This is a genomic window from Acinetobacter wanghuae (assembly GCF_009557235.1).
GTDB lineage: Bacteria > Pseudomonadota > Gammaproteobacteria > Pseudomonadales > Moraxellaceae > Acinetobacter > Acinetobacter wanghuae.
Genome location: NZ_CP045650.1, coordinates 2,221,550 through 2,234,294 on the forward strand (window position 1 = coordinate 2,221,550; position 12,745 = coordinate 2,234,294).

Below are 12,745 nucleotides of genomic sequence, written 5' to 3' on the forward strand. Positions count from 1 at the left end.
GTGACTTCGTTTAGAATCGCGTCTCCTTTAGTTTGGACAGATTCCATAGTCCAAACCAACTATAATAGGTAGTGGTTTAATGAAAACTCTCAGCGCTAAGCCAGCTGAGGTTCAACACGATTGGTACGTTGTTGATGCTTCTGGCAAAACTTTAGGTCGCCTTGCGACTGAAATCGCTCGTCGTTTACGCGGTAAGCACAAAACTTCTTATACTCCTCACGTTGACACTGGCGATTACATCGTTGTTATTAACGCTGAAGAAATTACTGTGACTGGTAAAAAAGCTCACGATAAGAAATACTATCGCCATACTGGTTTCCCTGGTGGTATTCGCGAAACTAACTTTGAAAAGTTAATCGCGCATAAACCTGAAACAGTTTTAGAAAAAGCTGTTAAAGGTATGTTACCAAAAGGTCCTCTTGGTTACGCAATGATCAAAAAAATGAAAGTGTACGCTGGTACTGAGCATCCACACGCAGCTCAACAGCCACAAGTTTTGGACATCTAAGGGATACAGCACATGGCTACTAATTATGGTACAGGTCGCCGTAAGACCGCAACTGCACGTGTTTTCCTATCAGCAGGTACTGGTAAACTCGTAATCAACAACCGTTCTTTAGAACAATACTTCGGTCGTGAGACTGCTCGTATGGTTGTTAACCAACCACTTGAGCTTCTTGAAGCAACTAACAAGTATGACCTTTACATCACTGTTGCTGGTGGTGGTATCGGTGGTCAAGCAGGCGCAATCCGTCACGGTATTACTCGTGCATTGATCGCTTCTGATGAGACACTTAAGTCTGCTCTTCGTCAAGCTGGTTTCGTTACTCGTGATGCTCGTGAAGTTGAACGTAAGAAACTTGGTTTACGTAAAGCACGTAAACGTCCTCAATTCTCTAAACGTTAATTCGTTTACCGAATCGGACAAAAAAGCCTTGGAATTTTCCAAGGCTTTTTTTATAAGGTTATTATTTTATCGTTTCTAGTTTATTGTTTTTGGATTGATTAACTCCATGCCCTTCATGACACCAATATGTCTTGGTTAAATAATAATTTAAGTAGCCCACGACGACCAACAGCATAAATAAAAAAACCTGCATCAACATCTTGAATTCTCCTTATTGTTTTCATTCAGCATTTTGATCATCGCCCAGCAAACCGTGCTTTTTCAGTTGATTTTTAGTATCCTATCTTATTCACTTGTTATTGCGTCGGAATATGTCTGTCGAAACACCTCAAATTCAAGGCATTACACTCTATAGCCACGCCGATGACTTTCGTTCTCATTGGATTCGCTACGTTCTTTCAGAGAAACAAATAAAATATAACCTGATCATCGTAGATGAGGACGATGAAGATTTGGCAAGTCTTAACCCGTATAACCAATTGCCAATGCTGATTGAAAATGAACTTAAACTCTTCAATACCAGCATTATTTCTGAATATATAGATGATCGTTATCGTCAAAATAAACTCTATGCCGATGCACCTATGCCACGCTCCGAACAACGCCAATATATTTGGCGCTTTGAGAATGACTGGCTCAAATTGGCAGATGTGATGCTGCGCCATAGCGACACATTAGATGAACAACAAAAACGTCAGGCACAAAAGCAACTTAAAGATATCCTGATCTCACTCACGCCATTATTCCAACATTTCCCATATTTTATGTCGGAACATTTTAGTATTTTAGATTGTATGCTTGCCCCTATTTTCATACGCTTAGACAGTATGGGAATCACATTGCCGCAGCAACAATGTCGTCCATTTCATTTATATTGTCAGCGTATTTTTAGCCGTCCTGCATTCGCCAAATCTATGACTTTGCACGAAAAAAATCGCTTTCAAACTTTATTACCGAAACAGTAGAGAAACCCCATGTCTGAACAAGAATTTAATTTAACGCCGACTCGCCCTTATATGGCTCGCGCTATTTATGAATGGATTTGTGATAACAGCATGACGCCTTATCTACTGGTCGATGCGACTGTTAAATACACCATGGTGCCTGAGCAATTTATTCAAGACGGTCAGATTGTACTAAACATTGTGCCGCATGCCGTACACGCCTTACAGATTAGTAATGAAGCCATTACCTTCTCTGCGCGCTTTGGTGGTGTATCACGTGATATTTATGTGCCTATGCCTGCTATTATTGGCTTATATGCCAAAGAAAACGGTCAAGGTTTATTCTTTGATGCAAGTGAATATGAAAATACACAAATCGAAGCAGATGATTTAAAATCAACCATTGAAGAACAAACTGAACAACCAAAGAAAAAACCAACTTTAAGATTATTAGATTAAAATATGGAGTAAATGCATGGCTTTTGATTTAGTACAATATTTTGTTGAACAGATAGAGACTCAAAAGCCTGAGCTTCTAAGCACATATTCAAAACAAGAACGCCGTGATCAAATTTCTGAGATTAATGCCTTAACTTTAGGGAAACTGATTAGTGAGTGGAAAAGTAATTCATCTAAGCTTTATCACGAGATCGTGCATCACGATCCGCTTTATGTAGAAGAATTAGCACGCCATTTAAGTACATCTTCTAAAAACCAATCTAGTTTGAATCGAGTAGAGCTTGAAACGACCATTTCAGCCTTCCTTCAATTGCAGTTGCTTGAGTTAAAACAACTACATGATACGGGTGGACATAATCAAAATAGTATTCAAGAATTATTGTTAGGGCAGATTGAGCACTTATCTGGTCAGGCAGATGATTGGGTTTGGTCAACAAATATGCTAACAGAGCTGATTGGTTCTAAACCCATCATTCAAGACACGCTATCATTAGAGCAATCAATGAAGGAGTTCAACCAAATGGTCAGCCAAAATCAGCATATCGATGAAGATGTTAGCCCAGTCACCACAACACCAACTTGGTCAAAAGTTGTAGAACCTGTGGTTGCACTTGTAATTTTATGGGTTCTTGCTTGCGCAATGTGCAATATTTTTGCATGAAATATTATTGTTTGATTTTAAAAGAACCAGCCAAAGTGCTGGTTTTTTTATGACAAAGTTAATCTACAATAATCTTTATTTTTAAAACTCATTGTATTTTTTTGTTAAAACCATTATTTTTATGTAAAAACAACAGCTTAAATTTAACTAATTACATTTTTTTACATATGAGTTTTTCTAAAAAATCACTTCAAAATATCAATGCATGTCCACAATATAATCACTAAAAAGCAAAGTTCATCACACATTTAAATCCCCTCAACTTCATAGAAAATAAAAATATAGAACGTTTAAAATGGGGTGAAATTAATTTAATTGCAATTTATTGTGCCAATCCTATAATAAATTTGAGTAGCAAAAACGCTGATTACTCCTTAGAAAAAATAAATATTCCATATCTAGAACTTATAACAGAGAGAGCAATAATTATGGCTAAAGTATCTTTGGATTCACTAACAAGTATTGATGGTTTCTACGCCGCCGCTCTTGTCGACGGTGAAAGTGGTTTGGCACTAGCAACCCAAGGGGGCGGTGATCTTGATTTAGAGCTTGCAGCTGCAGGTAATACCGAGGTTGTTCGTGCAAAGCGCCGCGTGGCAAACTCCCTTAACCTGAACGACCATATTGTCGATATTCTGATTACTCTGGGTAAAGCATACCATTTAATTCGTCCGCTCGAAAAAAATGAAAATGTGTTTTTATACCTAGTATTGGATCGTTCTAAAGCCAATCTTGCAATGGCACGTCATGAATTAAAAGCATTTGAAAAAGGTTTAGATTTCAATTAATTTTTAAACCAATGCCCTTTATATAAATCATGTAGAGGGCATGTTATTTCGCTGTATATTGCAAAAAAATAATAGCAAGTGAATAGAGAGTTAATATGACTAAGCAATATATTAATATAGGAATTGCAGGTTTAAGCATCCATGACTCTGATGAATTAAAACATAAGATTAGTAATATATTACCGCAGCATATTAATATACAGTGGAAAACAGCTTCGGATATCAATTTAGATTGCTTATTTATTCATGAGCATTTTTTTGAAACCGAAGGTATTCAACGCATACTCAATACCAAACATTTCCCATGGCTTAAAATTGCCAAAGATCTTGAACGCTCAGGCAAAGTTTCAAACAACACCTTATATTTACCACTGCAAGACACTTATGAGCTAAACCGTTGGGTTGATCATCATATCCTGCAATCCAATCAAAAGCCTGTTGAAGACATCGATATTGTTCCAGTCATGAACAGCAAACTCCCAGCCAATCATACGTATACCGAAAGTTATTTCAAAGATATGTCTAAGCGTGACTCGAATGCGAAGTTACATCTATCTGATGATAATGGCTCTATCGCAGTAATTAAGCCCTCCAAAAATCTTGTTTGGCTTAATCCAAATCACCCAATTAAACACACAGATTTCAGTTTTAACTATGATCTAGCATCTACCAATGACTTATTAAAAGTATCGCGTAAAGAGAGTGTTATCTTACAAGATTGGTTATGGAATTTATTTTGGAATTCGAGTGATTTTTATCAAATTGCACCTGAAGATGGTCATTATAAAATTTTGTTTTGGCCCAAACCCGATGATTCGATCAATCGAAAAAAAATATTCCAAATGTCTGCATGCTTCATACAGGGTGCAAAAATGTCAAAAATTGCAGAACAGCATGATATTCCGATGCTTATGATTCGACGATTCATCGCTGCAAATATGGCAGCAGGTAATCTTGAAAAAATCAATGTTTGGGATAAACACTATACCCCGCCCGAAAAAGCTGAAAAAACTGAACAACAAAACTTTATTAAAAGTTTCTTTGGCAAAATACGCAGCAAATTTGGTTTCTAATTAAAGGTAGATACAAATGATTTTACAAGAATATAAGATTGTATTTGCAGGTACGATGGGTGCAGGAAAAACAGAAGCGATTCGCTCTTTATCAGAAATTCCTGTGCTCTCTACAGAAGCCCTGAATACAGATCAAAATAGCCATACTAAGATGGAAACCACGGTTGGTATCGACTACGGGGAAGTGACCTTAGATGATGGTGTTAAAATTGGCTTATACGGCACACCAGGGCAAAGTCGTTTTGATTTTATTTGGCCGGTCATTTGTAAAGGTGCGATTGGCGCAATTGTCTTAATTGATCATCATATTGACAATCCCATTCAGGAGCTAGAAAACTATTTAGAGGTTTTCCAAAACTATACCGATAACATTGCAATTGGCATTACACATACGGATTTAAGCAGTGAACGTTCTACAAATATCTATAAAGAATGGCTGATTAGCCAAGATCTTTACTCTCCCCTATTTTTTATCGATGCCCGTAAAAAAGAAGATGTTTTATTACTTTTAGAAGCGCTCATTACCTCGGTAGAAGTAAACCACGATATTACAACTTAAGGATGTTTGATGATGTTTAACTTTCAAGAAAAACGTAAAGCACCAGAGGAATTAGTACAATGTGCAAAACGTGAGATCCATGATGTAATATCCAATGTTCGCGGCATTTATTATGTGATGGTCTGCTCTACCGATGGATTTGAACTCGCAACTATTCACAAAAAAGATAACTATAACAACAGTAAGCTTGCTGCTGTAAGTAGCTCAATATTAGCGATGGTGTCTGCCTTTACCAGTGAAATTCACCTTACTGGATGCCAATCTATTACCTTAGATGCTGAAAATGGGAAAGCTATTTTAACTGCTGTTCCCGCACCCAAGCATCCGATGATTATTGTCGCCTTAACGGAAAAAGACATTCTACTTGGACAAGCACTTTATGCGCTTAAGAGTGCAACACAAACCATTGCTGCTGCGGATAAATAAGTTAAATAACCCGAATCGCGGATAAGAAATTAACTTGAAAAATAGAAGGACTAGAGCCATCAGTTGAGTTACCACACAAAACTTAAAACTCTAGTCCCGATGTTTAATAGTACCGAATTATTTTGCTTAATTGATGATTTCTTTCTTAAATTTGAAGCAACCTACTGGAATTTTCTTAAGCAAAGTAATCGTTCCTTAAGAATCAGAACTGCTCATTTAACCATTTCAGAAATCTGTTTTATCGCTATTTGGTACAAATGTTCTCATTTCAATAATTTCAAAGCATTTTTCATTTGGTTAAAAGAAGATAAAAACCATTTATTTAAGTATTTGCCTTGCTATCAAAGGATGATTCATCTGATCAATATGCACCAATTGGCTCTACACGCTTTACATGTGGTGCTGATGAAAGACCAAGGTACACAATATTTATGGATTGATTCAACAACTCTGCCAGTTTGTAAAAATCAACGTATTCAACGCCATAAATCTTTAGCTAAAATTGCATCTCGTGGTAAAAGTTCAATGGGCTGGTTTTATGGCTGTAAATTGCACATTGCAATGAACCAATTTGGTGAAATTGCTTGTTCTGCTTTATCGAATGGACATGTTGCTGACATAAAAATGGTTGAGAGACTCGTTAAAGAGGTGGAAGCAAAGTTGTATGGAGATCGTGGCTATATTAGTCAAGAACTGAAGATTAGATTAAAAGAGCAAGGCATTGATTTAATTACCTATCATCGAAAAAATATGCAGGCTACACAACTTTCTGAGTCAGATAAATATCACTTAAAACAGCGTAATAAGATAGAGACTTTATTCAGTTTATTGAAAGGTCAGTACAATTTAGTGACAAGCAAAGCACGCAGTGTTCATGGATTTCTAGGAGGGATTTACGCGTCCTTGTGTGCATATCAATTGATCCATAAAAATAAGCCAACAATTCAAATTATGGAGTCATCGGCTTAAACAGGATTCGGGTTAAATAAAATATAAAAAACTTTCTTCCCCACAAAGAAAAACCCCCTCAATCTTTTGATTGAGGGGGTTTTGAATTAATGAGCTGGCGATGACTTACTCTCACATGGGTAATCCCACACTACCATCAGCGCTAAGAGGTTTCACTTCTGAGTTCGGGAAGGGATCAGGTGGTTCACTCTTGCTATTGTCGCCAGCACAACTGTTTATGATTACTCGCTATGGTCTTAGTTGCTTTCGCATGCCTAGCTTTGGTCAAAAGAGTTATTAACAGAGATATTTGAGTATCGATGTGTTGTTTAATTTTACTTAGCTTTCAAACTAAATCAAGTTGTTTTGTAGTGATTTCGACTACAACACCAACTGTTTGGGTGTTGTATAGTCAAGCCTCACGAGCAATTAGTATTGGTCAGCTTCATACATCACTGCACTTCCACATCCAACCTATCAACGTCGTAGTCTTCAACGGCTCTTTAGAGGACATAAAGTCCTTGGGAAATCTTATCTTGAGGTAGGCTTCCCGCTTAGATGCTTTCAGCGGTTATCCCTTCCGAACATAGCTACCCGGCGATGCGACTGGCGTCACAACCGGTACACCAGAGGTTCGTCCACTCTGGTCCTCTCGTACTAGGAGCAGATCCTCTCAAATTTCCAACGCCCACGGTAGATAGGGACCGAACTGTCTCACGACGTTCTAAACCCAGCTCGCGTACCTCTTTAAATGGCGAACAGCCATACCCTTGGGACCTGCTTCAGCCCCAGGATGAGATGAGCCGACATCGAGGTGCCAAACACCGCCGTCGATATGAACTCTTGGGCGGTATCAGCCTGTTATCCCCAGAGTACCTTTTATCCGTTGAGCGATGGCCCTTCCATACAGAACCACCGGATCACTAAGACCTACTTTCGTACCTGCTCGACTTGTGGGTCTCGCAGTTAAGCGCGCTTTTGCCTTTATACTCTACGCGTGATTTCCGACCACGCTGAGCGCACCTTCGTACTCCTCCGTTACTCTTTAGGAGGACCGCCCCAGTCAAACTACCCACCAGACATGGTCCTCGCTCCAGATTATGGAGCAGAGTTAGAACCTCAATATTACCAGGGTGGTATTTCAAGATTGGCTCCATCGCAACTAGCGTCACGACTTCAAAGCCTCCCACCTATCCTACACAAGTAAGATCAAAGTTCAATGTCAAGCTGCAGTAAAGGTTCACGGGGTCTTTCCGTCTAGCCGCGGGTACACCGCATCTTCACGGCGAATTCGATTTCACTGAGTCTCTGCTGGAGACAGCGCCCCCATCATTATGCCATTCGTGCAGGTCGGAACTTACCCGACAAGGAATTTCGCTACCTTAGGACCGTTATAGTTACGGCCGCCGTTTACTGGGGCTTCGATCAATAGCTTCGCTTGCGCTAACCACATCAATTAACCTTCCAGCACCGGGCAGGCATCACACCCTATACGTCCACTTTCGTGTTTGCAGAGTGCTATGTTTTTAATAAACAGTTGCAGGGGCCTGGTTTCTGTGGCTGTCAACCGCTCAGGAAGTAAATTCCGTCACCGTCGACAGCGTACCTTCTCCCGAAGTTACGGTACCATTTTGCCTAGTTCCTTCAGCAGAGTTCTCTCAAGCGCTTTGGTCTACTCGACCTGACCACCTGTGTCGGTTTCGGGTACGATTCCTGTGTAACTGAAGCTTAGAGACTTTTCCTGGAAGTATGGTATCAGCCACTTCGCTGTACAAGTACAGCTTGCTATCAACTCTCAGCATAGAGCACCCCGGATTTGCCTAAGATGCATGCCTACTGTCTTTCACCTGGACAACCAACGCCAGGCTGACTTAACCTTCTCCGTCCTCTCATCGCATTACACAGAAGTATTGGAATATTAACCAATTTCCCATCGACTACGCCTCTCGGCCTCGCCTTAGGGGTCGACTCACCCAGCCCCGATTAACGTTGGACTGGAACCCTTGGTCTTTCAGCGAACGAGTTTTTCACTCGTTTTGTCGTTACTCACGTCAGCATTCGCACTTCTGATACCTCCAGCAGACTTCTCAATCCACCTTCATCGGCTTACAGAACGCTCCCCTACCACTTGCAATAAATTGCAAATCCGCAGCTTCGGCATATAGTTTTAGCCCCGTTACATCTTCCGCGCAGGCCGACTCGACTAGTGAGCTATTACGCTTTCTTTAAAGGGTGGCTGCTTCTAAGCCAACCTCCTAGCTGTCTATGCCTTCCCACATCGTTTCCCACTTAACTATAATTTTGGGGCCTTAGCTGGCGGTCTGGATTGTTTTCCTCTTGACTACGGACGTTAGCACCCGCAGTCTGTCTCCCGGATAGTACTCATTGGTATTCGGAGTTTGCATCGGTTTGGTAAGTCGGGATGACCCCCTAGCCGAAACAGTGCTCTACCCCCAATGGTATTCGTCCGAGGCGCTACCTAAATAGCTTTCGGGGAGAACCAGCTATCACCGAGTTTGATTAGCCTTTCACCCCTATCCACAAGTCATCCCCTGGCTTTTCAACGACAGTGGGTTCGGTCCTCCAGTTAGTGTTACCCAACCTTCAACCTGCTCATGGATAGATCACCCGGTTTCGGGTCTACACCCAGCAACTAAACGCCCTATTAAGACTCGATTTCTCTACGGCTCCCCTATTCGGTTAACCTTGCTACTGAATGTAAGTCGCTGACCCATTATACAAAAGGTACGCAGTCACCGGACACAATGCCGGCTCCCACTGCTTGTATGCATGCGGTTTCAGGATCTATTTCACTCCCCTCACAGGGGTTCTTTTCGCCTTTCCCTCACGGTACTGGTTCACTATCGGTCAGTCAGGAGTATTTAGCCTTGGAGGATGGTCCCCCCATATTCAGACAAGGTTTCACGTGCCTCGCCCTACTCGTCATCATTACATAAGCCCTTTCGTGTACGGGAATATCACCCTCTACGTTCGCACTTCCCAGAGCGTTCCACTAAAGCTTATGTAACTTAATGGGCTGATCCCCGTTCGCTCGCCGCTACTAAGGGAATCTCAATTGATTTCTTTTCCTAAGGGTACTGAGATGTTTCACTTCCCCTCGTTCGCCTTGCATGACTATGTATTCATCATGCAATACCTACCTTATGGTAAGTGGGTTTCCCCATTCAGACATCTCCGGATCACAGGATATTTGCCGCCTCCCCGGAGCTTTTCGCAGGCTATTACGTCTTTCATCGCCTCTGACTGCCAAGGCATCCACCACATGCACTTAATTACTTGACTATACAACCCCAAACAGTCGACGGTACCTACAAGGAGCACCTTCAACATACAGTTCGAAGTACTGTGAATTTAATCACTGTACAGCTTCAATCAAAATCATATACCAAAACGCTTGATTCAGTTAATCGCTAGTTTCTCATTCCTCGTAATTGCTTACTTGAAATGAGCCTTAAACAATTTATTTCAACTCAAATATTCTGTTAATGATTATCTACGTCCTCATCGGATCGTAGCAACTGTGATAAATCACAGAGATTACCAAGTGCGCGTATCATAACGCTTATACTTGTTAATCTCTAGGATCTAAACACTTGATAGCTCAAGGACTAATCAACCTCAGCACCGTATGATCACATACTGCGCGAAGCGTAGCTTCTTGCCTAAATTTCAAGGAAAAGCATGCTTTTCTTGTCTTGAAATTTGGTGGAGACTAACGGAGTCGAACCGTTGACCTCCTGCGTGCAAAGCAGGCGCTCTACCAACTAAGCTAAGTCCCCAGCTTATCATTTAGATCAATGTATTCTGATTCTCTGTCTTACTCTGCAATTGCTTGCTTCGTCAGTAGTGGTGGGTCTGACAAGACTTGAACTTGTGACCCCACGCTTATCAAGCGTGTGCTCTAACCAACTGAGCTACAGACCCTCAGGTACATCGTATGAAGAACAACTTGTTGTGGATTCTTACCAATCGTCAATCTTTCGTTAAGGAGGTGATCCAGCCGCAGGTTCCCCTACGGCTACCTTGTTACGACTTCACCCCAGTCGTCGGCCACACCGTGGTAACCGCCCTCAATTAAGTTAGGCTAGCTACTTCTGGTGCAACAAACTCCCATGGTGTGACGGGCGGTGTGTACAAGGCCCGGGAACGTATTCACCGCGGCATTCTGATCCGCGATTACTAGCGATTCCGACTTCATGGAGTCGAGTTGCAGACTCCAATCCGGACTACGATCGGCTTTTTGAGATTAGCATCCTATCGCTAGGTAGCAACCCTTTGTACCGACCATTGTAGCACGTGTGTAGCCCTGGTCGTAAGGGCCATGATGACTTGACGTCGTCCCCGCCTTCCTCCAGTTTGTCACTGGCAGTATCCTTAAAGTTCCCGGCTTAACCCGCTGGCAAATAAGGAAAAGGGTTGCGCTCGTTGCGGGACTTAACCCAACATCTCACGACACGAGCTGACGACAGCCATGCAGCACCTGTATGTAAGCTCCCGAAGGCACCAATCCATCTCTGGAAAGTTCTTACTATGTCAAGACCAGGTAAGGTTCTTCGCGTTGCATCGAATTAAACCACATGCTCCACCGCTTGTGCGGGCCCCCGTCAATTCATTTGAGTTTTAGTCTTGCGACCGTACTCCCCAGGCGGTCTACTTATCGCGTTAGCTGCGCCACTAAAGTCTCAAAGACCCCAACGGCTAGTAGACATCGTTTACGGCATGGACTACCAGGGTATCTAATCCTGTTTGCTCCCCATGCTTTCGTGCCTCAGTGTCAGTATTAGGCCAGATGGCTGCCTTCGCCATCGGTATTCCTCCAGATCTCTACGCATTTCACCGCTACACCTGGAATTCTACCATCCTCTCCCATACTCTAGCCAACCAGTATCGAATGCAATTCCTAAGTTAAGCTCAGGGATTTCACATTTGACTTAATTGGCCACCTACGCACGCTTTACGCCCAGTAAATCCGATTAACGCTCGCACCCTCTGTATTACCGCGGCTGCTGGCACAGAGTTAGCCGGTGCTTATTCTGCGAGTAACGTCCACGCACCTAGAGTATTAGTCTAGGGCGCCTCCTCCTCGCTTAAAGTGCTTTACAACCAAAAGGCCTTCTTCACACACGCGGCATGGCTGGATCAGGGTTCCCCCCATTGTCCAATATTCCCCACTGCTGCCTCCCGTAGGAGTCTGGGCCGTGTCTCAGTCCCAGTGTGGCGGATCATCCTCTCAGACCCGCTACAGATCGTCGCCTTGGTAGGCCTTTACCCCACCAACTAGCTAATCTGACTTAGGCTCATCCATTAACGCAAGGTCCGAAGATCCCCTGCTTTCCCCCGTAGGGCGTATGCGGTATTAGCAGTCGTTTCCAACTGTTGTCCCCCATTAATGGGCAGATTCCTAAGTATTACTCACCCGTCCGCCGCTGAATCCAGTAGCAAGCTACTTTCATCCGCTCGACTTGCATGTGTTAAGCCTGCCGCCAGCGTTCAATCTGAGCCATGATCAAACTCTTCAGTTTAAAATCAGTAGTAGCTTAAAGGCTACCAATCTTGGCTCATCAATTTTCTGACAAATATTTCTCAAATAAACTTCGAGTAATTTCTACCATCAATCAATGAAAATAATTTCGATCAATCAATCAGTAAAAATCCACACAAGTTGTTCTTCATAATCTCTTAATGATCTTCTTGTTGGTTCGTCACCAGCAAGCTAGGTCGGCTATATTACACTAGATTTATCTAGTGTCAATCAGTAATTCAAATTATTTTAAACTTTCTTTCTAAAATCAATTCTTAACATCTTGTGCTAAGCCATTGTTTTATCAGAAGTTTTAATCTTCATCACTGCCGATGGATGTGCATTCTACAGCATTTCACACCCAACACAACCCCTATTTTCAATCTTTTCTATCGTCCGCTTATTTATTGAACCAAAAACCTACTTTTTCTCTTCTTT

The 12,745-nt window shown here is 42.0% G+C and carries 10 protein-coding genes, 2 tRNA genes and 3 rRNA genes; 10 read left to right on the top strand and 5 right to left on the bottom strand.

Annotated elements, in window-relative coordinates:
• Positions 1 to 79 precede the first annotated feature (79 nt).
• The 10 genes from rplM (at position 80) to GFH30_RS10545 (ending at position 6,786) form a co-directional block, all read left to right on the top strand.
• Positions 80 to 508, top strand: coding sequence for a 50S ribosomal protein L13 (gene rplM, locus GFH30_RS10500; RefSeq protein WP_153372433.1), 429 nt, complete (start codon positions 80 to 82; stop codon positions 506 to 508).
• A 12-nt stretch (positions 509 to 520) separates the two neighbouring features.
• Positions 521 to 907 (top strand): 30S ribosomal protein S9, encoded by a 387-nt coding sequence (rpsI, locus tag GFH30_RS10505; RefSeq protein WP_152875554.1) that lies wholly within the window; start codon positions 521 to 523, stop codon positions 905 to 907.
• A gap of 311 nt (positions 908 to 1,218) precedes the next feature.
• A complete protein-coding gene (locus GFH30_RS10510) occupies positions 1,219 to 1,872 on the top strand; it encodes a glutathione S-transferase N-terminal domain-containing protein (protein WP_153372435.1) in 654 nt (217 codons plus the stop codon).
• A 9-nt stretch (positions 1,873 to 1,881) separates the two neighbouring features.
• Positions 1,882 to 2,310, top strand: a complete 429-nt coding sequence (locus GFH30_RS10515; protein WP_153372437.1) for a ClpXP protease specificity-enhancing factor — start codon at positions 1,882 to 1,884, stop codon at positions 2,308 to 2,310.
• A 16-nt stretch (positions 2,311 to 2,326) separates the two neighbouring features.
• Positions 2,327 to 2,971 (top strand): hypothetical protein, encoded by a 645-nt coding sequence (locus GFH30_RS10520; protein ID WP_153372439.1) that lies wholly within the window; start codon positions 2,327 to 2,329, stop codon positions 2,969 to 2,971.
• A 428-nt stretch (positions 2,972 to 3,399) separates the two neighbouring features.
• Complete coding sequence (locus GFH30_RS10525) at positions 3,400 to 3,759, top strand: roadblock/LC7 domain-containing protein (protein WP_153372441.1); 360 nt, start codon at positions 3,400 to 3,402, stop codon at positions 3,757 to 3,759.
• A gap of 95 nt (positions 3,760 to 3,854) precedes the next feature.
• On the top strand, positions 3,855 to 4,832 hold the full coding sequence (locus GFH30_RS10530; protein ID WP_153372443.1) for a hypothetical protein: 978 nt from the start codon (positions 3,855 to 3,857) through the stop codon (positions 4,830 to 4,832).
• A 16-nt stretch (positions 4,833 to 4,848) separates the two neighbouring features.
• Positions 4,849 to 5,391 carry a GTP-binding protein gene (locus GFH30_RS10535; protein WP_153372445.1) on the top strand — a complete coding sequence of 181 codons (543 nt, stop codon included), beginning with the start codon at positions 4,849 to 4,851 and terminating at the stop codon, positions 5,389 to 5,391.
• Between the two features lie 12 nt (positions 5,392 to 5,403).
• A complete protein-coding gene (locus GFH30_RS10540; protein ID WP_153373447.1) occupies positions 5,404 to 5,817 on the top strand; it encodes a roadblock/LC7 domain-containing protein in 414 nt (137 codons plus the stop codon).
• A 99-nt stretch (positions 5,818 to 5,916) separates the two neighbouring features.
• Positions 5,917 to 6,786 carry an IS982 family transposase gene (locus GFH30_RS10545; RefSeq protein WP_153370362.1) on the top strand — a complete coding sequence of 290 codons (870 nt, stop codon included), beginning with the start codon at positions 5,917 to 5,919 and terminating at the stop codon, positions 6,784 to 6,786.
• 92 nt (positions 6,787 to 6,878) lie between these two features.
• Here the strand turns inward: GFH30_RS10545 and rrf are convergent.
• The 5 genes from rrf to GFH30_RS10570 all read right to left on the bottom strand — a co-directional run bounded on the left by rrf (position 6,879) and on the right by GFH30_RS10570 (position 12,308).
• A 5S ribosomal RNA gene (rrf, locus tag GFH30_RS10550) occupies positions 6,879 to 6,993 on the bottom strand.
• Between the two features lie 180 nt (positions 6,994 to 7,173).
• Positions 7,174 to 10,068 (bottom strand): 23S ribosomal RNA (locus tag GFH30_RS10555).
• Between the two features lie 421 nt (positions 10,069 to 10,489).
• Positions 10,490 to 10,565: transfer RNA gene (locus GFH30_RS10560), tRNA-Ala, on the bottom strand.
• Between the two features lie 68 nt (positions 10,566 to 10,633).
• A tRNA-Ile gene (locus tag GFH30_RS10565) sits at positions 10,634 to 10,710 on the bottom strand.
• 60 nt (positions 10,711 to 10,770) lie between these two features.
• Positions 10,771 to 12,308, bottom strand: a 16S ribosomal RNA gene (locus tag GFH30_RS10570).
• Together the 16S, 23S and 5S rRNA genes with 2 tRNA genes alongside form the textbook arrangement of a ribosomal RNA operon.
• Positions 12,309 to 12,745: the final 437 nt, after the last annotated feature.

Bases quoted from the DNA above. Each gene is read 5' to 3' on its own strand.
- GFH30_RS10525 (WP_153372441.1), top strand. From the start codon at position 3,400: ATGGCTAAAGTATCTTTGGATTCACTAACAAGTATTGATGGTTTCTAC.
- rpsI (WP_152875554.1), top strand. From the start codon at position 521: ATGGCTACTAATTATGGTACAGGTCGCCGTAAGACCGCAACTGCACGT.
- GFH30_RS10510 (WP_153372435.1), top strand. From the start codon at position 1,219: ATGTCTGTCGAAACACCTCAAATTCAAGGCATTACACTCTATAGCCAC.
- GFH30_RS10545 (WP_153370362.1), top strand. From the start codon at position 5,917: ATGTTTAATAGTACCGAATTATTTTGCTTAATTGATGATTTCTTTCTT.
- GFH30_RS10515 (WP_153372437.1), top strand. From the start codon at position 1,882: ATGTCTGAACAAGAATTTAATTTAACGCCGACTCGCCCTTATATGGCT.
- GFH30_RS10520 (WP_153372439.1), top strand. From the start codon at position 2,327: ATGGCTTTTGATTTAGTACAATATTTTGTTGAACAGATAGAGACTCAA.
- GFH30_RS10530 (WP_153372443.1), top strand. From the start codon at position 3,855: ATGACTAAGCAATATATTAATATAGGAATTGCAGGTTTAAGCATCCAT.
- GFH30_RS10535 (WP_153372445.1), top strand. From the start codon at position 4,849: ATGATTTTACAAGAATATAAGATTGTATTTGCAGGTACGATGGGTGCA.
- rplM (WP_153372433.1), top strand. From the start codon at position 80: ATGAAAACTCTCAGCGCTAAGCCAGCTGAGGTTCAACACGATTGGTAC.
- GFH30_RS10540 (WP_153373447.1), top strand. From the start codon at position 5,404: ATGTTTAACTTTCAAGAAAAACGTAAAGCACCAGAGGAATTAGTACAA.